Origin of the sequence: Microcoleus sp. S36a_B3 (assembly GCF_036700745.1) — a bacterium.
Classification (GTDB): Bacteria; Cyanobacteriota; Cyanobacteriia; order Cyanobacteriales; family Microcoleaceae; genus Microcoleus.
In genome coordinates, this window is the sequence record NZ_JAUBPN010000025.1 from 58,856 (window position 1) to 80,139 (window position 21,284).

Annotated in this window: 19 protein-coding genes and 1 pseudogene; 9 read left to right on the forward strand and 11 right to left on the reverse strand. The window is 46.0% G+C overall.

Features of this window, described 5'->3' with window-relative positions; translation table 11 throughout:
• Window positions 1-46: 46 nt before the first annotated feature.
• The 6 genes from QUA01_RS21960 to gor all read right to left on the reverse strand — a co-directional run bounded on the left by QUA01_RS21960 (window position 47) and on the right by gor (window position 5,301).
• Window positions 47-766 (reverse strand): ROK family protein, encoded by a 720-nt coding sequence (locus QUA01_RS21960; protein ID WP_333092676.1) that lies wholly within the window; start codon window positions 764-766, stop codon window positions 47-49.
• A gap of 168 nt (window positions 767-934) precedes the next feature.
• Window positions 935-1,627, reverse strand: coding sequence for a YqiA/YcfP family alpha/beta fold hydrolase (locus tag QUA01_RS21965; RefSeq protein ID WP_333092675.1), 693 nt, complete (start codon window positions 1,625-1,627; stop codon window positions 935-937).
• A 509-nt stretch (window positions 1,628-2,136) separates the two neighbouring features.
• Window positions 2,137-2,625 carry a Spy/CpxP family protein refolding chaperone gene (locus QUA01_RS21970; RefSeq protein WP_333092674.1) on the reverse strand — a complete coding sequence of 163 codons (489 nt, stop codon included), beginning with the start codon at window positions 2,623-2,625 and terminating at the stop codon, window positions 2,137-2,139.
• A 19-nt stretch (window positions 2,626-2,644) separates the two neighbouring features.
• Entirely contained in the window at window positions 2,645-3,079 is a 435-nt protein-coding gene (locus QUA01_RS21975; RefSeq protein WP_333092673.1) for a hypothetical protein, read from the reverse strand.
• Window positions 3,076-3,666, reverse strand: coding sequence for a sigma-70 family RNA polymerase sigma factor (locus QUA01_RS21980; RefSeq protein WP_333092715.1), 591 nt, complete (start codon window positions 3,664-3,666; stop codon window positions 3,076-3,078). Before QUA01_RS21980 ends, QUA01_RS21975 begins: the two co-directional genes overlap by 4 nt.
• Window positions 3,667-3,957: 291 nt before the next feature.
• Entirely contained in the window at window positions 3,958-5,301 is a 1,344-nt protein-coding gene (gene gor / locus QUA01_RS21985) for a glutathione-disulfide reductase (RefSeq protein ID WP_333092672.1), read from the reverse strand.
• A 535-nt stretch (window positions 5,302-5,836) separates the two neighbouring features.
• On the opposite strand from gor, the gene QUA01_RS21990 reads away from it, so the two are divergent.
• Both QUA01_RS21990 and QUA01_RS21995 read left to right on the forward strand, forming a co-directional pair.
• Window positions 5,837-6,559: a Uma2 family endonuclease gene (locus QUA01_RS21990; RefSeq protein ID WP_333092671.1), complete on the forward strand. Its 723-nt coding sequence runs from the start codon at window positions 5,837-5,839 to the stop codon at window positions 6,557-6,559.
• A 219-nt stretch (window positions 6,560-6,778) separates the two neighbouring features.
• Window positions 6,779-7,543, forward strand: coding sequence for an ABC transporter ATP-binding protein (locus QUA01_RS21995; protein ID WP_228050278.1), 765 nt, complete (start codon window positions 6,779-6,781; stop codon window positions 7,541-7,543).
• 190 nt (window positions 7,544-7,733) lie between these two features.
• Here QUA01_RS21995 and QUA01_RS22000 read toward each other — a convergent pair whose 3' ends face one another.
• From QUA01_RS22000 to QUA01_RS22010, 3 genes are all read right to left on the reverse strand, one after another.
• Complete coding sequence (locus tag QUA01_RS22000) at window positions 7,734-8,114, reverse strand: hypothetical protein (protein ID WP_194010985.1); 381 nt, start codon at window positions 8,112-8,114, stop codon at window positions 7,734-7,736.
• 161 nt (window positions 8,115-8,275) lie between these two features.
• On the reverse strand, window positions 8,276-9,004 hold the full coding sequence (locus QUA01_RS22005; protein WP_194070413.1) for a lysophospholipid acyltransferase family protein: 729 nt from the start codon (window positions 9,002-9,004) through the stop codon (window positions 8,276-8,278).
• 747 nt (window positions 9,005-9,751) lie between these two features.
• Window positions 9,752-10,189, reverse strand: a complete 438-nt coding sequence (locus QUA01_RS22010) for a nucleoside deaminase (protein WP_228050279.1) — start codon at window positions 10,187-10,189, stop codon at window positions 9,752-9,754.
• A 247-nt stretch (window positions 10,190-10,436) separates the two neighbouring features.
• On the opposite strand from QUA01_RS22010, the gene QUA01_RS22015 reads away from it, so the two are divergent.
• Both QUA01_RS22015 and menB read left to right on the forward strand, forming a co-directional pair.
• A complete protein-coding gene (locus QUA01_RS22015) occupies window positions 10,437-11,033 on the forward strand; it encodes a TerB family tellurite resistance protein (RefSeq protein ID WP_194070411.1) in 597 nt (198 codons plus the stop codon).
• Between the two features lie 448 nt (window positions 11,034-11,481).
• Complete coding sequence (gene menB, locus QUA01_RS22020) at window positions 11,482-12,315, forward strand: 1,4-dihydroxy-2-naphthoyl-CoA synthase (RefSeq protein WP_194070410.1); 834 nt, start codon at window positions 11,482-11,484, stop codon at window positions 12,313-12,315.
• Here menB and QUA01_RS22025 read toward each other — a convergent pair.
• Complete coding sequence (locus tag QUA01_RS22025) at window positions 12,290-12,511, reverse strand: hypothetical protein (RefSeq protein WP_194070409.1); 222 nt, start codon at window positions 12,509-12,511, stop codon at window positions 12,290-12,292. The two genes, menB and QUA01_RS22025, sit on opposite strands and share 26 nt — an antisense overlap.
• Window positions 12,512-12,551: 40 nt before the next feature.
• Window positions 12,552-12,836, reverse strand: a complete 285-nt coding sequence (locus QUA01_RS22030; protein WP_333092670.1) for a hypothetical protein — start codon at window positions 12,834-12,836, stop codon at window positions 12,552-12,554.
• 494 nt (window positions 12,837-13,330) lie between these two features.
• Here QUA01_RS22030 and iscB point away from each other — a divergent pair.
• From iscB to QUA01_RS22055, 5 genes and pseudogenes are all read left to right on the forward strand, one after another.
• A pseudogene (iscB, locus tag QUA01_RS22035) lies at window positions 13,331-14,603 on the forward strand (RNA-guided endonuclease IscB).
• 369 nt (window positions 14,604-14,972) lie between these two features.
• Window positions 14,973-16,175, forward strand: coding sequence for an SPOR domain-containing protein (locus tag QUA01_RS22040; protein ID WP_333092669.1), 1,203 nt, complete (start codon window positions 14,973-14,975; stop codon window positions 16,173-16,175).
• A gap of 145 nt (window positions 16,176-16,320) precedes the next feature.
• Window positions 16,321-17,025 (forward strand): PspA/IM30 family protein, encoded by a 705-nt coding sequence (locus QUA01_RS22045; protein ID WP_194010978.1) that lies wholly within the window; start codon window positions 16,321-16,323, stop codon window positions 17,023-17,025.
• Between the two features lie 299 nt (window positions 17,026-17,324).
• On the forward strand, window positions 17,325-18,110 hold the full coding sequence (locus QUA01_RS22050; RefSeq protein WP_333092668.1) for a PspA/IM30 family protein: 786 nt from the start codon (window positions 17,325-17,327) through the stop codon (window positions 18,108-18,110).
• A gap of 622 nt (window positions 18,111-18,732) precedes the next feature.
• Complete coding sequence (locus tag QUA01_RS22055) at window positions 18,733-20,580, forward strand: ShlB/FhaC/HecB family hemolysin secretion/activation protein (RefSeq protein ID WP_333092667.1); 1,848 nt, start codon at window positions 18,733-18,735, stop codon at window positions 20,578-20,580.
• The last annotated feature ends 704 nt before the right edge of the window (window positions 20,581-21,284 follow it).

Genomic DNA, 21,284 nt, shown 5'->3' on the forward strand with positions numbered 1-21,284 from the left:
CAAATAAATAACTGATGACCCATGACTAATGACTAATGACTAATGACTAATGATTATTTAAATCGCGCCACAAAGCGATCCCGCCCAACAAACCGCTGACATTCGGTACTATTTTAGCCTGCGGCGGTAAATCAAAAGCAATTTTTTTTGTATTGCCGCCACCGATGTAAAGCCGATCGCAGTTAAACAGATTTTGCAGACATACCAGCGCTTTTTCCAGACGGCGATTCCATCTTTTGGCACCTACTGCATCTAATGCCGATCGCCCTAATTGCTGTTCGTAAGTTTCCCCTTTGCGAAACGGGTGATGTCCTAACTCTAGATTTGGCACCAAAATACCATCGACAAATAAGGAAGAACCGAAACCTGTGCCGAGGGTAACTACTAATTCTACCCCCGTCCCAGCGATCGATCCCAATCCTTGAATGTCGGCATCATTCGCCACTCGTACAGGTTTTCCCAAACGGTCTTTGAGGGTAGTTGCTAGGTCAAAATCGACCCAAGACGGATCTAAATTTACTGCGGTTTTGGTGATTCCGCGACAAACCACGCCGGGAAAACCGACAGATACTCGGTCAAATTCTCCTTGTGCGCTTGCTAAAGAGGCGATCGCCTCTAATACCGGTTCCGGTTTCGGCGGTTGAGGCGTTTCTAAACGGCTGCGTTCCGTCTGAGGTTCACCTTCAGCATTCAAAACCATAACTTTGATGCCGCTTCCGCCAATGTCAACGGCTAAGGTGCGAGTCGATGAATCTTGTTCAGTCATTTGATTGTTGACACTTGCAAGTTGGTAAGTCGATTTGAAATTGAAGAATTTTAGATTTTCGATTAACTCTCCCATTAAATCTGAGAGTTTGAACAAAAGTCTAAAATTTTATGTTCGATACTTTGGGATTGTCGGAAACTTGTACCAATTTTTTGGTGAAGTCTAAGTTTAATGGGGAAATTGGCAAAACTTTTGAATCGCTTCCCAAATTTCCGTTAGGACATTTCCCAAAGAATGATCGTCTTCTAATTCGATTAATTGCACCCAGGGACGGTGCTCGGAAAAATTTCTGCTAGCTTGAATCGGTATGATTGTATCATGCTTCCCGTGAACAATTAACGTAGGGACTGACCGCATTAATTTTTCGTCAGGGTATTGAGACATTTCTGCCACAAACTGATAATTCAGTGGCAGATAGCGCTGTTCGCCATAATGATAAACTGGTAAATACTCCTCGGAGTGCCACTTTTCTAACTGTTGCTGTCCCAACAGCGGCAGCCAGTGAGAGAGAAATTGAAAAGCGGGCGCTAACAAAACTATTCGTTTTACCGATAATTGTCGCTGGGCCAACCAAGCCGCCGTCAAGCCGCCAAAACTTGACCCAATGATTGTAACTCCCCCTAGATTGTTTACATTTTCTGCCGGAGATGGAGAAGATTGGGTTGGCAAAAATTCTGTTTCTATTTGGTTTAATTGGCGGGTGAGGGTGAGACGGGAAAAATCGTTTTGATTGAGATCGGGAGTTTTTAGGTCAATCCCTAGGGAAGAAAAGCGATTTTGGAAATATTTAGCCTTAGCGGAATCTGGGCTTGAAGCAAATCCGTGTAAATAAATGTAAGTTGAATTATTCTGTATATTCATTCCGAAATTTTGATGAGATTTACTAACTAATTTAGTCCCGGACGGATTGTTTGATTAAAAATCGTTTCGTTTCCCCAAAAAACTGCATCTAAACCTTTAATAGAATATCCGACAGATTGACCGCAATAAGTAACGATCGCGCGTGCGGACTTTACCGCAATCCCGGAGCGGAAACCAGGACACACTACGAACCGTTTTTGTTATGGTAGTCTATCGGACATGATATAATCCCGATAAAAATCTGATTTATATGGTATTAATGCGAGCGCAAACTGTAATTACTGTAACTTTAATCAGCAAAGTGTGCAGTGCATACCTTACAACTTAATTGTAGGGTAAACACTGCACACCTTGCCAATATAACTAGCGGGTAAAATTACTTTTTGCAGTTTGACTGAGTTCTAGTGGCTGACAGTTAACTCTCCTGTGCTTCAGGCGCAGGCTACAAATTGATTCTTGAGTAGCACGCACCTGAAATACTAGAATATCGACTCAAAACTACTTGTATGTTACTGCGGTTTTTGGCTGTTTTGCCTCCGGTTTTTAGCAGCTTCCCTGCGCTGCTGCATTAGTTGAGATAGTTGGGTGCGCTGTTCGGGCGTGAGCACTTCTCGCATTCCTAGCATACTTTCAAATTGCGCTTCTTCTAACTGCTGTCTCAATCCCATGATTTGGCGGTTTTTATCGCGCATTTGGCTGGCATTTGTTGTCGCACTAGACATCATTGTTTCCAATTCTTGTCTGGCTTGGCGGACGGCTTGCATTCGCTGGGAAACTTGGTCTTTGTAGCGATCGCGCACAGCCTGCATTTTCTGCTTTTGATCGGCGCTTAAATTGAGTTGCTCGAACAGCCCGCCTTTCTTACCAGCGGGTCGATTGGAAGGCTGATTTTGGGCAATTTTTTCCGCTTGGGCGGGGGCAGAAACGGCTGTCGCAGCGGCTGTAGTGCCGAGGGTTAACATTAAAACTGCTAGGGCAGAAATGCGGCGAATAGACATGAAAATTACCTCTTTGAGATTAGTTATTTTTTGGTTGTTCGCTGTCAGGAGTAACAGCGTAATTAAACAAGTCAGTTGGCGATCGTTCCAGCAAGTTGTCCGCTGAAGGCTCCTTCAATACAGCCTCCCAGTTATTGACCAGAAATGCTTCTAGGTGTGCCGCCTCATCCTTTTGATGTTGTGCGGTAACTAGGACGCGATAACCTGACCCAAAAACTAGCAGACTTGCAGCGATCGCAGTAGGAAAAGCCCATTTGGGAAAACGGAGGATTTTTGACTTTTTAGTAGCCTCGATCGATCGCGCTTCTCCTAGGTGATTCAACTCTACCGTCGCCTCATTCCTATCTATTGCTGCTAAAAGTTTTAGCTCAAAATCTGGGGCAGATTCAGGAACATTTGGGCGATGTTGCTTTAAAAAATTAACTAATTTTTTGTCACTATTTCCGTCCTTCATAGTTCGTGAACTCCCTGTTTTTGCAAAAATTGCCGCATAGCATTTCTGGCATAAAACACGCGAGATTTGACAGTCCCTGATGGCAGTCCCAAAATTTGGGATACTTCTTTTTGCGGGATATCTTCTAGGTCGTGCAACACCAAAACGCTACGGTGTTCAAAGCTCAATTTATCCAGGCCGCGCTGCACTAAATCTTGATAGTGTAACTGCATCAAGTCGGATGTGTGATTGTTGACAATAACTCGATCCATTGTTTCTTGATTTTTGAGCTTGGAGTCAAAAGAATGCTGTTTAGCAAATGCTTGTCTTTGGTCGGAAGCCACATTCCAAGTGATTCGATAAAGCCAAGTAGAAAAATTGTCTTGTTGCTTGAGTTTTGGCAATCCTTTCCAGACTCGCAGGAATACTTCTTGTGCTAGATCGTCAAGAAGTGACGGGCCGCAGAGTTGGTAAAGGGTTGACCTGACTTTGTGTTGGTAGCGTTTGTAAAGGTAGCGAAAGCAAGTGCGATCGCCCTTTAGACACTCAGCAACTAAGTCCGAGTCGGAACAGTCATCGTTTAAAACATTGGCTGACACACCTAACACCTGTGAAGTCTCCCCCACCAGTTCGTTATCTGAAGTGTTTAGACAGGAGAGGTGTGAAAAAGGTTCAAATTATTGAAGAAGGAAGAAGGAAGAAGGAAGAAGGAAGAAGCGAAAACCAACTACCGCATGGGTTTAACTGATTTGACTGGTTCCCTGGCTCTGCCGGGGAACCTATATCTAGAGGCTCTGCCTCGCTGGGGAAAAAGGAGGCAGTGCCTCTGGATCTGCGTTACCAGGCAGAGCCTGGTAACGAGTAATACGAGTAATTTGCGGGCAGTCCCGATTTAAGATTTACCGCAGAGTCACAAACTCTTCTGCAGTCGATGGATGAATGCCAATAGTCACATCGAAGTCCTTCTTTGTCGCTCCCATATTAACCGCGATCGCCATACCTTGAATAATCTCGCCCGCATCTTTCCCCACCATGTGTACGCCCAAAACTTTGTCAGTATTAGTCTCAACAACTAACTTGACAAAAGTCTTTTCGTCTGCACCTGTCAAAGAATGAAACATCGGTCGGAACTTGGCTGTGTAGCACTTAATTGATTCGGGAAACTTTGCTCTAGCCTGCTCTTCATTTAAGCCGACTGTAGCAGCTTCCGGCTGGGAAAATACGGCTGAGGCCACATTTTCGTAACTAATTGCTCTCGGATTGTTGCCAAATTCAGTATCGGCAAAAGCGCGTCCTTCGGCGATCGCAATTGGCGTTAAATTAATCCGGTTGGTGCAATCTCCGACGGCAAAAATGTGCGGTTGACTGGTGCGGCTGTCTTTGGTAACTGCGATCGCACCTTTATCGGTTTCTACTCCCGCATTTTCCAAACCCAATTTTTCCAAATTGGGCCAACGTCCGGTAGCACACAAAAGCGCATCAACTGTCAAGGTTTCTTCCGATTCTCCCGACAAAGTTAATTTTAAACCTTCTGGGGTTTTTTCAATTTGTGCGATCGAGCTTCCAGTCACAAAATTGATCCCGTGCTTAACCATTCCTTCCTGCACGTTAGTGCGAATTTCTCCATCAAAGTCATTCAAAATTAAATCGCGCCGGATGATTTGAGTTACTTGACTTCCCAAACCGTTCATAATGCAGGCAAATTCAACGCCGATGTAACCTCCTCCCCAAATTGCCAACCGTTTCGGCTGCTCTTTGATCAAGAAGATTTCGCGGGAAGTAATGGCGTGTTCGATGCCAGGAATGTCCACTCTATGAGCTTCGCCGCCGACTGCAATTAAGATTTTAGCAGCCGTGTATTTTTTATCACCAACTTCGACGGTGTGGGCGTCGATAAATTTGGCGTATCCTGAGATTAATTCCACTCCGGCTTTTTCGAGGAAGCTGATGTGCAGTTTGCTCAGCCGCCGCACTTCTGTGTCTACGCTGGTGACGAGTTTTTCCCAATCGAAACTGCTTTCTACTGGACTCCAACCGTAGCCCACCGCATCTTCGTAAAGGTGCGAAAATGTAGAGGCGTAAACCATCAGTTTTTTGGGGACGCAGCCGCGAATTACGCAGGTGCCGCCTACTAAGTCATTTTCGGCGATCGCCACCTTCGCCCCGTAGGATGCCGCGCGTTTGGAGCTCGCCAATCCGCCAGAACCCGCACCGATCACAAACAAGTCGTAGTCGTATGTCATAATTGTCGCTAGTTTCCTATCTTTATTTGACGATTTTTGCGCTTTACTTTTTTTCATGATATCTCAAAAATTTTTCATTTTTTTTGGGGTCAACTACTTTACTTCTTGCCCTTGACATGGTATTATTAGACAATAGGAATTCGTCCATTAATTTAAAAACTGCCACCACTCCCATTCTTAAAGTATAGCACAAGCAAATCGCAAAAGATATATATAAGTGTAACTATTTTGGGGCGGCAGCCGATGAGGAAATTATTGCTGATTGGCGATCGGAACTATAGCGGTTCTCAGTAACATGAAGTACGCTCAAAGAGCAGTCATTAGTCAGCAGTGATTACTTAGCAGTAATTGGGAATTGGGAATTGGGAATTGGGAATTGGGAATTGGGAATTGGGAATTGGGAATTGGGAATTGGGTTAGCTACTAGCTATGATTTCTGGCCCATTACCGATTACCCATTACGGGAGTTTACCTCAGCTAACTGAGACTCGGCTATAGTATAATTAAGATCGGATAGTTCTCGGAGACAACCACTATGCAAGTCACGAACGAACAAATTATTTATCCATCCAGCGACGGTCAACCAATGGCAGATAGCACAATTCAATACAAATTAATTGTCACAATCAAAGAAGGTTGCGAATCGCTGTTCAAAAATGACCCCAACGTCTTTATAGCAGCCGATTTACTCTGGTATCCAGTTCAAGGTAGACCAGAAATTTCTCAAGCACCGGATACGATGGTAATATTTGGTAGACCAAAGGGCGAGCGACGTTCCTATATGCAATTTCAAGAAGATAATATTGCTCCCCAAGTCACATTTGAGATTCGCTCTCATAACGACAGACAAGCAAAAATGTACAAAAAACTTGCGTTTTACAATCGCTATGGAGTCGAGGAATATTATCTTTACGATCCAGAAAATAACGATTTGAGCGGTTGGCAAAGAATTGAAGGAAACTTAGAAATAATTGAGCCGATGGAGGGCTGGATCAGTCCTAGATTGGGAGTACGATTTGAGTTGGGCGAATATGGGTTAGAAATTTATCGACCAGATGGACAAAGGTTTCTTTCTTATGCGGAATTGGAGGAACAGGGTGAATTAAACCGCCAGCGTGCAGAACAAGCATCTCAAAGAGCCGAACAAGCATCTCAAAGAGCTGAACAAGCATCTCAAAGAGCCGAGCAGGAATCTCAAAGAGCCGAACGTTTGGCGGCAAAACTGCGCGAATTGAACATCGATCCCGATCGCATTTAAGCCACAAATTGTTTAATTTAGGACTTATTCATTAAGACCAAAGAAACCGGGTTTTTATCGTTTTTGCGGGCTATAACGAATTATTTTAGTGAAAAAACCCGGTTTCTGACCCGCCCGTGCGTAAGTCCTATAAGCGTCCAAACATCGCCCTTCCAGCCGCCAAAACCGAGAAGAAGTGTTAACTTAGTAATTAGTTGTGTCGATCGCACATAAAAACAAATGCCTGAACTACAAACCCAGACCCATCCAGACCTCCACCTGCAAGACACCTCAAAACCCGTCATCGTCGGCCTGCAAGACGTAACAAAAGTTTACGGCATCGGCGACTTGGAAGTGCGCGCCCTCAACGGTGTCAGCTTGACAGTAACGCAAGGAGAATATTGCTCGATTATGGGCGCATCGGGTTCCGGCAAATCTACAGCCATGAATATTATCGGCTGTCTCGATCGACCTACGAGCGGCAGTTACTACCTAGACGGCGTAGATGTCGCCCAAATGCCGGAAGCAGAACTAGCCGGAATTCGCAATTTAAAATTAGGTTTTGTCTTCCAACAATTTCACCTGCTACCTCAATTAACAGCCTTAGAAAATGTCATGTTACCGATGGTTTATGCAGGCATTCCCGCAGCAGAAAGACGCGAACGGGGGGTAGACGCTTTAACGAAAGTAGGTTTGGAAAGTCGGCTGCAAAATAGACCAAATCAACTATCAGGAGGACAGCAGCAGCGGGTAGCCATCGCCCGGGCTATTGTTAACCGTCCGGTGTTGCTGCTTGCAGATGAACCGACTGGTGCATTGGATACAAAAACTACTCAAGAAGTAATGGATATTTTTACAGAATTCAATGAAAGCGGCATGACTGTGGTGATGGTAACGCACGAACCGGAAGTAGCGCGCCAAACTCGCCGCGTTGTCTGGTTCCGCGACGGTCAAGTTATTCATAACAATCTCGATCCGGCAGAGCTTTCTCACGCAGTATTTTAATGCCAATTTCAAAAGTTTTGCTACAATCTTCAATCTGATAGCAATTATTAAAAGTCGCAGTTTCCCGCGCCAGACAGGCCGCCGTGCCGTTTCCTTTCTATGCTCTCTACTTGTTACCAGCCTAGAGCATAGAAAGGAAACCTGTTAACTAATGACTAATGACTACTGACTAATGACTAATGACTAATGACTATTGAAAAGCACTCGGAAAAGCGGCCCAAACTCGATCGACAAAATCTCTAAGTTGCCGAGACGCGATCGCGCTATCCTTGCGATCGGAGTCCAAAGACTGCAACTGAGTCAACAGCGAAATCACCTCCGTATCCAGCGCCGCCCGAAACAAACTCAACGGCCAAAGCAAATCAGCACCATCTCGCAAATCCGATAAAGTGTATTCTTCCGGCCACTTTTGGGGCAAATCCTTCCCCGATACCAATCCCACCAACATTAGAGGGCGCACCCAACAAATTTGACGTGCCTCAACCACTTCAATCACCTCTGAATGCAGGCACGCATTTCCACATTCTAAACTGACAATTTGACCGGGTTTAAAGTTCAAAGCACAATCCATTAATGCTGACCCTTAATACAGACAATAACAAGCAAAATAAGTGCCACAACTCTCTACAGCACCAAAAAACATTATATCACAATTACTTATTCCTTCGGTCAACTGCCAACTGCCAACTATCAACTGTCAACTGCCAACTGCCAACTGCCAACTGCCAACTTTCAACTTTCATCAAGAGTTTTCAGCGCCATTTCAAGATCGGCAGTCAACAATCGCGCTTCTTTTTTGCTACTGCCGCCTTTAGCATAATCTGCCACCGAAAGCGGCTCGCCGATCGCAATTTTGACACGAGCACCCCGTCGAGGAATGCGCGGGCGGTAGCGGATACTCATCGGTACAATTTTCACCCCCAAACCAGGTTGGCTCAACTCTGCCTGCATTGCCAAACGAGCCAATCCAGGCTTGGGAGGGTGAACTTCACCATCCTGAAAAATGCCACCTTCGGGAAAAATCACCAACATTTGCTTGTCGAGGAGCAATTCCACGCCATAACGCAGGCTGCTAATTGCTGGATGCTTGATATCGACAGCAAAACCTCCCAAATGTCTGATGAACCAACCTTGCAAGCCTTGCACCTCATCGGCAGTTACCATAAACCGCAAATCGCGTCCAGTCACCTTCTGTCCCGTTGAATAGGGCATCATCAACGCATCCCACCGGGAGCGATGCGTAGGGGCCAAGATGACAGGCCCGTCCTTCGGCAAGTGCTCCTGTCCGGTTATTTCAATATTGCTAAAATAAAACGGCAGGACAACATAGTGACCTAGCGGGTAGAGCAAGGAGGTTAACCAAGGAGAAACGCGAGAGGTATTAGGTGCTACCTTGGCAAGCATGGGCTTCACTAGAGATGATTTACTGGACTCAACGGCGATCGCGGCATTATGGCGCATAGCAGTTAACTTGCTTTATCGATATTTGACACTCCGGGCGCGCGAACGCGCGGGGATTCTTGGTTCACTGACACACCTTTAAACTATCCATCCTTTCGGCAATATTTAAACCCAAAAACTGTCCGATTGAACGAAGTTGCGAGTCTAATTTGAATAGCCCCAGAGGGCTTGTCTCCCCAAGCGTTAAGGAATCACTTCCCAAGTTCCCGTATGCCTTTGTACATCTAACTACTAAGTTTTTGAGTTTTCTGGTATGAGTGCGCGGTGGCTACCCTAGCTATGTTTTTGTGGTGTTCGCTACCCACGAGATATTATTGTTTTCTAGCCCGTCGTTTTGGATTCTCACCCATTCGATGCTCGCGGTTATTCTACCTGTATCTATACTCTAGTGTACTAGAGTTAGGGAAAATACTGTCAAGCCTGAAAAAGTTTTCCAGTATTAAAAGCCGTCCTAAAAGGCTTGCCCTGAGCTTGCTGAAGGGACGGGGTTTTAAACCCTGTTTTCTGATCAAGTTTAAGGATATGTTATTTAGCAAAATTTTAATCTTTCGATGGTGACACTTTTGCTAGTGGCATTTTGCTTTTCGCCGGCGGAAAGCGCCCCAAAACTTAATCTGTTAGAGGCTTTCACCGAGGTCAACCCGACCGCAATCAGGAGCCAGATCGATCGGGCAATTACTTATTATTTCAGTTAATACGGCCAAGTTCGATTAAACATTGTCGATCGAAAGTAAAAAATTTAACAGGTTAAATTTTCCGGCGGGCTTCAAACCAAGAAAGCAACTGAGTCCGACAAACAGACTCCATAATACCGCCAAGTACCTCCAAGCGGTGACACGAAGGCGCGCTATCTGGAATATTAGCAGCAGTCCGAATCGTGCCAGTTTTCGGGTCATCAGCTCCGTATACCAGCAAACCGATCCGAGCTTGTACGATCGCACCAGCGCACATCGGGCAAGGCTCCAGAGTCACATAGAGCGTGCATTGGTTGAGATGCCAGTCTTGCAAAACTTTGCCCGCCGCCCGCAGAGCCAAGATTTCAGCGTGAGCAGTCGGATCGCAGTCTCGCTCTCGCCGATTTTGCGCTTCGGCAATCAACTTACCAGTACCGTCAACCATGACAGCACCCACCGGCACTTCACCCGCATCGCCCGCAGCTCGTGCTAGTTCCACAGCCCTAGTCATCCAGCCCTTGTGAATAGCATACTTAAAATCACCAATAAACAACTGCTCTGTTTGCAAATTCACGGTATACCTATGTAACTAAAAACGTTTAACATTGTCTTACTTATACACTTGCTGCGGAGCGAATAAGTGCGATCGCTAGTAAAACAAGTTTTTATGGCAAATTATGGCATACTTACCTAGTTGAAAACACTTAAGATCGAAAAATAAAGTTACATCACAGTCCCATCCAGGGTAATTTTAAATTATGGACACCACCACGATTAGCACTGAAGTTGTTGAGCTGTTGTCCCGGATTAGCCGGCAAAAACTCCGCCAACAAGATATCACTCCCTTGGTAGTATTTCTGACTGCTCTAATTTCCATCCTGCGCGGAGTAATGATTATCGACAGGACGATCGCCATTGAAGAAGAAGAACGGCTGCAAAAGACTCTCAAAGCCTTTTCCAGTGGCGATCCAAGTCGAATAGAACTAATTCAGCGCCTTGTCAAAGGAATCTCCAAACAGCAAGTTTACTTCAACCCCACGGAATTGCTAACCCTGACAGCTTTCTTCTCAGAATCAGAAAAGCTGTTGCTCATCGGTTCCGGCTACGAAATGTCAGCCGTAGACGGACACATCGACCTGCGGGAGCAAATGTACCTACAGTCGATCGCCAACCGGCTCGGCCTCGACTCCAGACACATTGCAGTCATAGACACCTTATTTACAAAAGAAGGAACCCTCGACTCAGAAGCTTTTGCCGAAGTTCAAGCATTACTCGCACCAAGCGAATTCTCCTCCCGCGATCCAGTATTTGCCAAAGCAGGAAAGCACCTGCTGACTCTTTTAATGCGTCAGTAATCCAGCGCCTTAAAGTTTTTTGGCCGTGCAAGAATCAGACACCGGGAAAAGAATTTGATGCTTTTTCTATTAGTTTGCTCATTTGGAGCGGTCGGAAACCGGGTTTTTTCAGACAAATACATAGGTTGCAGCCAGCCAAAACGGTAAAAAACCCGATTTCTTTTGCCTTGATGCGTCCAATGCCCTCTAAAATCTAAAAGCGACTTATCGCTGGAGCGATCGCCCCAGCGGGCGTTTCAAATCTCAACTTGACCGGGAATCAACGGGTATAGCGCCCCGAAGCTGTTGAGCGGATGCTTCCCAAATTTTAGACGCTTGTTCATGCTTCCAAATGCAATGCAGCAAGTAAATCTAAAATCTAAAACTTGTTCGCTCGCGACTTGTGTTGAGCGTAGCCGAAGCAAGCCGAAGAATCAAAAATCAAAAATCAAAAATCGACCGATAGATCATGCAAATTGAATGGCAAACTGCTAAAACCTACGAAGACATTCTTTATCACAAAAGCGGCGGCACCGCCAAAATTACCATCAATCGACCTCACAAACGGAACGCTTTCCGTCCCAAAACCGTGCAAGAACTGTGCGATGCCTTTACTGATGCCCGCGAAGACACAAAAATCGGCGTTGTCCTCTTTACCGGTGCGGGGCCTCACACTGACGGCAAATATGCCTTTTGTGCGGGTGGCGACCAAAGCGTGCGCGGTGCTGCGGGGTATGTAGACGAAGGTGGCATACCTCGGCTGAACGTGCTCGACTTGCAGAAGTTGATTCGATCGATACCCAAAGTTGTGATTGCTTTAGTTGCCGGATACGCGATCGGCGGCGGTCATGTTTTACACTTAATCTGCGACTTGACGATCGCAGCAGACAATGCCATTTTCGGACAAACAGGCCCAAAAGTAGGTAGTTTCGACGGTGGATTCGGTGCCAGCTATCTCGCCAGAGTAGTCGGCCAGAAAAAAGCCCGAGAAATTTGGTTTTTGTGTCGCCAGTACAGCGCGCAGCAAGCCCTAGAAATGGGTTTAGTCAACTGTGTCGTACCCGTGGAACAACTCGAACTCGAAGGGATGCAGTGGGCTGAGGAAATTCTCGAAAAAAGTCCGATCGCGATTCGCTGTTTAAAATCCGCTTTTAATGCCGACTGCGACGGTCAAGCCGGTCTCCAAGAGCTGGCTGGCAACGCCACTTTGCTGTACTATATGACCCAGGAAGGCGCGGAAGGCAAACAAGCATTTTTGGACAAACGGGAACCGGATTTTAGTCAATATCCGTGGCTGCCATAGCTCGATCGACAAATGAGTTTTTTGATTCCCTCATTCCAGTTACAGATGCTATTGATTTCTGTGAGTTGCAAAAGTCGAATTGAGGCGATCGTCCAAAAGTGTAAGTATTGATATTACTAGCACCAAAAAAATGAAACTGCTTTGTTAAATCCAGACCGCGATCGCCATCAGTAATTCCAGAATCGGAAATGCCCAATGCTCCTATCCAAAATGATATGATTCCTGCTGCAGTCCGACTAAACCGACAGTGCTGCTGATTGCTCGATTAAAGTTGTGCCTGTCAACTGGCAGGCATTGCGCTCAGAAACAGTAACAGCCTCTTGCACAGTCACAGTCTGTTCTTGCCACATTCCAATTTCTGCTATATTTTCCCAAGGTTCTCCAAAAGACGGAACCGCTAAAGTACAAGCTTTCCACTGACTTTGCACCGGCACGCTCAGCAAAGCGCAAACCCCCCCGCGTCTTCCTTCAGGAGTGTAGTGGTGGCAGTGACGGCAAGCGGAAGTTAATGGTGTTTTCATAAAAGTGTTTAGACAAATCAGTTTCATCTATAATTCTCCTCTGTAGAGCTAGGAGGTTTTAGAGCATTCCAGCCTTTATGCTGTATAGGTTATAGCGATCCCCGATACATAATTAAATTTTATAATTTATTTATAATTGCGTTATATGTAGAAACAATTAGCTCAGTTCTTACTCAGTGGGTAGGTAAAAATACAGGTTAAAAGTTTATAAAGGGTCAGGGATCAAGAAAAACCACAAGTGTAAAACAAGTGTCAGTAACTCAGGGCTAAAGCCACTGAGCTTGTAAAAAAAATCGATCAAGCTATACTGACGGGCCTAAGATTCTGGAAATCTCCGTTATTTTAGTCACGACACCAGGCGAATGCGAAGCTAGTTTCCTGCTCTGTCATCTGCAATTAAACAGTCTTAAAGTCACTGAGGCAGTGTTGCAGGTTCAAAAAGCTCTTATAACATTGGCAAAGCTAACATTACACGCAAGTGGAGGGACACAACAATGTCCAATTTTATTTTCGTACTTGATACAAACAAAAGACCACTAATACCTTGTAAGCCGTCAGTGGCTCACAAGTTGTTAACCGCCGGTAAAGCGGCTGTTTTCAGAAGGTTCCCGTTTACCATTATTCTCAAAAAGGTGGTAACAGCAACTATTGAATCAATTAGTCTCAAGTTAGATCCAGGCTCTAAAACTACTGGCATCGTTTTACTAGAAGGCGAAAAAGTAATTTTTGGCGCTGAACTAACTCATCGGGGTCAAACCATCAAAGCAAGCCTTGATTCCCGTCGCGCACTGCGTCGAGGAAGGCGAAACCGTCATACTCGTTACCGCCAAGCAAGGTTTTTAAACCGTACCCGCCAAAAAAGTTGGTTAGCACCATCCTTGCAGCACCGGGTAGAAACCACCCTAACTTGGGTTAACAAATTACGCAGACTTGCACCAATTAGTTTGATCGTTCAAGAACTTGTCAGATTTGACCTACAACAACTAGAAAATCCTGAGATTTCCGGCGTTGAGTACCAACAAGGCGAACTGCAAGGTTACGAAGTTCGTGAATATCTACTCAACAAATGGAACAGAAAATGTGCTTACTGCAACGCTGAGAATGTAGCTTTGCAAGTTGAACACATTCACTCGAAAGCTCAAGGTGGAAGCAATCGAATTTCTAATCTCTGCCTTGCTTGCGAAAAGTGCAACCAGAAGAAAGGCACTCAAGATGTTAAGCAATTCTTAGCAGAAAAGCCTGACATCTTGAAGCACATCCTTGCACAAGCAAAACGTCCGCTTAAAGATGCTGCTGCCGTGAATTCAACTCGGTGGGCATTGTTCTCTCGTCTGAAAGAAACGGGGTTGCCCGTTTTGACTGGTTCAGGTGGACTGACAAAGTTTAATCGTACTCGACTTCAACTACCTAAAACTCATTGGCTTGATGCTGCTTGTGTCGGCCAAGTTGAATCCTTGTCTGTCGTAACGAGCAAACCATTGCTAATCAAGGCAACTGGACACGGGACTCGTCAAATGTGTCGTACAGACAAATTTGGATTCCCATCTCGGTACGTTCCGAGAAACAAGTTTGTCAAAGGTTTTCAAACTGGCGACATTGTAAAAGCCATCGTTACCAGTGGTAAAAAAATAGGTGAATATGTTGGTCGGATTGCGGTTAGAAAGACTGGTTCATTCAATATCTCGACATCAGAAATTGGTGCAAGGAATTAGTCATAAATACTGCAAAACTGTTCACCACAAAGATGGCTACAGTTACTCATTTTAAACTTGAAGATTCAAGGCGATTGAAATCGCCGAGCCGTTTTCCTCTCAGGACTGAAGTCGCTGAGTTTCCCACTTACCGAGTTTTTTGGCTCTCCTGGGTTTATGGTGTATACGGTATCAAGCACAACTGTTCGCGATTCAGTGATGCCCGGGCGAGTAAGGATATGCGGTTTGTTTATCACCACAAAATCAGGAGAGCCGTTTTTCTTATGAAAAAATAGCAAAGGGCGATCGCAATCAGGCGATCGGGCAGCAGTTACCTTGACGGCAAAAGCCACTAATTCTAGAATAGGCAAGTTTTAAAGCTGCTTGTTTATTTGTTGAGAATCAAAACATTAAAATCAATTCAGACACGATAGGAGTTTTGCTAATGAGTAAGCGTTCTTCGGTTGAATCCCCAAATCAATCCTCATCAACCCCAATCCAGCCTGCCTTGCAAGCAGCCCTGGGATGTTTGGATGTAAATCTAGAAGCAGAACTGACAACATACAGAAGGCACAGGCGGCGCGCCGAACAGTGGGTGTCGCCATCAGTTCGTACCGGCAAGCAAACAGCCACAACCGAGCAACAGAATACCCAAAACCTACGGCTGGAAGCTGTCGAGGAAACTCAGCAGCCGCTATCGCTGCCCCTATCCCTGGCCGGCGTTCAGGGCGATGCCCCGCTAGCAACTACCAGAGGTGGCACGAAATTATCTAGCAGTGGCTTTGCACCCCAAAACTATCTCGAATCTAGCGAAAAACTGATAGAAAGTTTGGACGAAGCAAAAACCGAGCCTGCAGAACGCAGTTTGGCCGCTAGTCTGTTAACTCCCTTGGGACTGAGTTCGATGCTGCTGTTTCTGCTGTCTTGTACAGCTTTGGGCTACGCAGTCATGCACCCGTCAAGTGTAGTTAAAATGACAGGTTTGAACCGTTTGCTCGATCGCTCCGCGCCCGGAACAAACCAAAATCCCACCGCTAGCGCCCCCTCAAATAGCAGCGCCAAAGAACTGCCAAAAGCTCCTAATCTGGTATCCAAGGAATTTGTCGATCTAGATTTGAGCACTCTCAGCAATGTCAAGCCCACAGCCAGCCCGATTGCTTCCCCATCGCCAAAAGCATCGATCCCGCCAACTCCACCAGCACCTCCAGCCCCCGTCGGCGCTGTCCCAATTCCTACAGAAGATGGCAACCCTCCTAGAGGTGCCCAACAAGGACTAAACAATCTCAGCACAGCTTTGCTGCCCAGTCCCAGCCCCAGCGCGGCCGAACCAGTCCCGACACTGCCGAAACTGCCTCCCACACCGACCGCAGCCCCGCAGGCCGTAGCCCCACAGGCCGCAGCCCCACAGGCCGCAGCCCCCGCCGGAACTCCGAGACGGGCATCCGACGGATTCTATTATGTTGTCACCGATTACACCAACCCAAAATCTCTCCAGCAAGCCAGAACCGCAGTTCCCGATGCCTACGTGCGGAATTTCTCAAAGGGTGTCAAGATCCAAATGGGGGCTTTGAATGATGCGGCATCAGCAGAACGTTTGGTAAAAGAACTCCAAGCCAAAGGGGTGAAGGCGCAATACTATCAGCCATAAACTAGGCAAAGAGTAAAAAAATTCAACTAAATTGTTAGACAAAGCCCGACAGCGATCGATGTTTTGTCTAACACAAAATTGTTTTTTTAATTGTCAATCCCCATCCCCTAAATCTAAAATTTAATAAAATCGGGAGACGGAGCTCATGGGATTATTCGATCGCCTTTGGCGAGTGATTCGAGCCAATATTAACAGTTTGATAGGGGCTGCAGAAGATCCAGAAAAAATTCTGGAACAAGCTGTAATGGATATGCAGGAAGATTTAATCCAGCTCAGACAAGCTGTAGCAGGAGCGATTGCTGCTCAAAAACGTACCGAACGCCAATGCTCCCAAGCAGAATCTACAGCGGCAGAATGGTACCAGCGGGCACAGTTAGCTTTGCAAAAAGGCGAGGAAAATTTGGCGCGGGAAGCTCTGACGCGAAAAAAAACCTATCAAGAAACGGCAACGGCGATGAAAGCTAGTCTCGAACAGCAAAACGCTGTGGTGACTCAACTTAAAGACAATATGCGATCGCTCGAAAGTAAAATTTCTGAGGCAAAATCTAAAAAAGATATGTATATTGCCCGAGCGCGATCGGCAAAAGCCTCAGAAAGGCTGCAAGAAATGATGGGAAATCTCAGTACCGGCAGCGCTTTGAGCGCCTTTGAAAAAATGGAAGAGAAAGTCATGCAGCTAGAAGCTCGCTCTGAAGCAATCGCAGAACTCGGAACTAACGATTTAGAAAAGCAGTTTCTCTCCCTCGAAGGTGCCGGAGATGTCGATGCCGAGTTGGCGGCGATGAAAGCACAAATGCTTCCAGGCAAAAATACACCCAAATTGCCTTCTGGCGAGCCGCCCGCATCCTGAACCAGAACCAGCAGCAAAATAGTTGGGAAGGCAAAAAATTCTCAACAGCCGAGTTAGACATACTTCACAAGCGTGTTGGGGAATTCCCGGATCGAAGTTAAACTCAATAGATAGGTGCATCAAATCAGTTTGCCTGCACCACTGACTCGATCGCTTTAAACTGTATTTATATGTTTGCAAAAATTGCCAAAGGATCGATCGCGCGAAACATCTGACCAAATCAGTTTAACTCAAAGCGGGCTAACGCTATCAAGCCTGCTTACCGCCTAGTTCGTACACCTCACAGGAAAAATAGGATTATGGGATTATTTGACCGCATCAGCCGAGTCGTCAGAGCCAATCTTAACGATATGGTCAACAAAGCTGAAGACCCGGAAAAGATTTTAGAACAGTCCGTGACGGATATGCAGGAAGACTTGGTGCAGTTGCGTCAAGCCGTTGCCAGCGCGATCGCAACCCAAAAGCGTACCCAGACTCAGTACAATCAAGCTGAATCCCAGTCTAACCAGTGGCAGCAACGCGCTCAGCTAGCCCTGCAAAAAGGAGACGAAACTTTGGCCCGCGAAGCCCTAGTGCGTAAGAAATCTCACGCAGAAACGGCGGCTACCCTGAAAAGTAGTTTGGAACAGCAATCGGGTCAAGTAGAAAGCCTCAAGCGTAACTTGATCGGTTTGGAAAGCAAGATTTCCGAAGCCAAAACTAAGAAGGATATGCTCAAGGCCAGAATATCCGCAGCTAAGGCCCAGGAACAGCTTAACAACACCATTGGCACCCTGAATACTGGCAGTTCAATGGCAGCTTTCGATCGCATGGAAGAAAAAGTTTTGCAGATAGAAGCTCGCGCGGGAGCATCAGCAGAACTCGCGGCCGGTGGCAGCAATTTAGAGGAACAGTTCCGCTTGCTCGAAAGTGGCGGCGATGTTGACGACGAGTTGGCTCAGATGAAAGCTCAACTGGGCGGAGGTTCGGTGTCTCAAGGTCAATTGCCCGCAGCGGGTAAAACTGCTACTGCTAGTACCTCCGAGTCGAGTCCGGTGATTGACGCTGAGTTGGAAGAATTGCGATCGCAGCTCAATAAAATGTAGTAATTTCTATCAAAATTCACCTATTTCTCAGACATCGCTTTGATAGAATGCTCCGCCTACCTACAGCGCTAGCTTGGGGAAGTCGGAGCTTTTTTCAGTAGCAATTTTACAATACATAAACTTTGTATTTTGTCAAGTATCTTTATATTGAATTAAGAATTTAATTCTTTAAAAAAAATGATAAAGTGACTTTATTATTAGCAATTACACCGGCTTGGCTACTCGTAGCAGTATAAATAACTATCAAATATTGCTAAGTAAATCCACCTAATTAAACCTATGAGTCCGATCGCTCAAAAGCTTGCTGTCTATCTCTTCTTGCTTCTTTTTGTCCAGAGCGAAGCCGAAGCAAGCCCTCTGCCTCCTGCCTTCTACTTAACACCATTTTTCTCAAATAATGGAACTCGCGTGAAAGCTCCCAACCCCGAGCCTGTAAAGCATTCCCAATTGTTCAATTCTTTAATCTAAAAGGGTTTAACCTGTCATGGCCCGGCCACATTCCAGAGCGTTTTGTAGAATCAAGTTTTTCAGGACATTAGCACTTGCTTGTTCAATACCAGTTATTTGGCCCGTACCCCTAACAGCTCAAAGTGTTGGCCAGCCTGCGGTTGCTGCCGAGTCATTGGGCCGGTCGCCAATTTTTAATGATAATTTAGAGTTTAAATTAAAACTTAATCCAGAAACTGCAGACGATCGCGATCGGCTTCCTGATTTAGACTCAAGTTCAGAATTAGAAAAAGAGAGTCAAGAGCCAGAAAACAACATCCCGGAGTTCGATCTACCGGCCCAAAATCAGTCACGAGAAACTCTCGCTCAATTGCCGAACCGAGGAGAAAACAGACAGGAAATTTCGATTCCCAACCCGCTGCTGCCAACTCCACCTCCACTCCCAGAACCCGCGCCCCCTGGGCCCTTACCTCCGGTAGAACAGCTTTTGCCGCCAGTAGTTCCCGCGCCGGCACAGGCTAAAGAATTGCCCAACATTCCGGGTACGATCGAGGTCGATCGATTTGAAGTAGTCGGTAGCACCGTCTTTAGCAAGCAAGAATTAGATGCTGCACTCAAAAACTTTGTACGCCGCCCGCTGACTTTCACCGAACTGCTGCAAGCTCGTTCTGCTATCAATGAACTGTACTTTAGCAAAGGTTATATCACTTCGGGAGCGCTGATTGAGCCGCAAACGCTCGCGGGTGGAGTTGTGAAAATATTGGTGCTAGAAGGCAAGCTAGAAAGTATAAAAATAGTCGGAACTAGGCGGCTGAATTCTAACTACGTCAGAAGTCGTTTGGCACTGGCAACGCGAGGCCCACTGAAGGAAAAGCGTTTGTTAGAAGCTCTGCAACTGCTGCAACTAAGCGGTCAAATCCAAAATATTTCAGCAGAATTGCAAGCGGGTTCTCGTCCGGGTTTTAATGTGCTATTAGTCCGAGTCAAAGAATCAAAAACTTTCCAAGCTGGGATTTTTACAGATAATTCTCGCTCTCCGAGTGTGGGGAGTTGGCGGCGCGGGGCCGAAGTCCGCGAAGCTAATTTATCGGGTTTGGGAGATAGTGCGAGTTTGATTTATACAAATAGTGAGGGCAGCAATACTGTAGATGTTAGTTACGCGCTGCCTGTGAATGCGCGCAACGGTAGTGTAAGTTTTCAGGCAAGCAGGAGTCGCAGCAATATTGTTGAGCAGCCTTTTGACGCGCTGGATATTGAGTCGTCGAGCCGGACTTATGAGTTGACTTACCGGCAGCCGATCGTCCAAACTGCGAGAACAGAAATCGCTCTTGGTATTGGTGCGAGCAGGCGAGAAAGCGATACATCTTTGCTGGGAGAGGATTTTCCGCTGTCGCCGGGAGCTGACAGTCGCGGGAGAACTCGGGTTTCGGCGCTGAGGCTGTTTCAGGATTTTACTCGGAGGGGAGAGAGGGATGTCTTGGCGGCGCGATCGCAGTTCAGTCTGGGAGTGGCAGCATTTGGCGCTACGGTGAACAGCAGTGGGCCTGACGGTCAATTTTTGGCGTGGCGGGGTCAATTGCAGTACCTGCGGTTGTTGGCTCCCCAGACGCTGCTGGTGGTGCGATCGGATGTGCAGTTGGCTGGAGGTGAGCTTTTACCGATGGAGCAATTTGGTTTGGGCGGCCCGGAGACAGTGCGGGGCTACCGTCAGGATGCTTTGCTCGCCGATAGCGGAATTTTTGCTTCTGCCGAGTTGCGCTATCCGATTTTGCGAATTGGCGACAACCAAGGAGTTTTGCAAGTGACACCGTTTGTGGAGGCTGGCAATGTTTGGAATAGCGGCTCTAGGGCGGATTTGGAAACAAATACTTTGCTGTCAGCGGGATTGGGCTTGCGTTGGCAGTACGGCAAGAGGTGGAACGCTCGCTTGGGTTGGGGAATTCCTTTGATTGATCTTAAGTCGAGAGACAGAAGTTTGCAAGAGCGCGGGCTGTATTTTTCAGTAGAATTCCAACCTTTTTAAGCAAACCGCGGTTATGCCCTTGGCGCAACTGAGCAATTCCGCTATATAGTAATAAGTATCATTTGGCACTCGTCTGTAGCTGCCAAGAGTGAATTTTACTGATAATTTTAAAATTAAACTATGTCTAAGGTGCAGTTGCTGATTTTAAGTTCTTTCGCTTCGGGTTTTGGGTTTTTCTCTATCATTTTGGCGATGTTTGCGATGATTTCTAGGCTGTCGTTTACTTCTTTTTTTACCCTTGTTTTAACTTTGATATTCTTTGGGTTCAATTTAATTTTTGCTTTGCATTATTATACCTCAATTGCCAAGCAGTTAAATGTTAAAAGTAAAAGGAAAGTGAGAATTTAGAATTTGTGAAGCAGCGGCAGACAGAGGCCTGGAGATTTATTTAATTTGAATTGTCCCTGACTTTACTCTGCAGGTTGCCGAGTTATTTCAAAAGCTGGATTTTTCATGAAAGGGCGATCGCAAATCTCGAACATTACTAATAGTATTAATAATTTGTGCGCTTCAAGTTACACATAATTAGGAAGGGTGTGAATTAGCGGCAAAAAACCTGGTTTTATGAAAATCATTCGTCCGAGCTAAATTATTAGGTGAAAAAATTGGTTTCTTCGATCTTGATGGGTAAGTGCTAATACAAATACAGAATTTTCCCCAAACAAAAAGCGCCCCTATTTCTAGGAGCGCTTTTTGTAATCTCA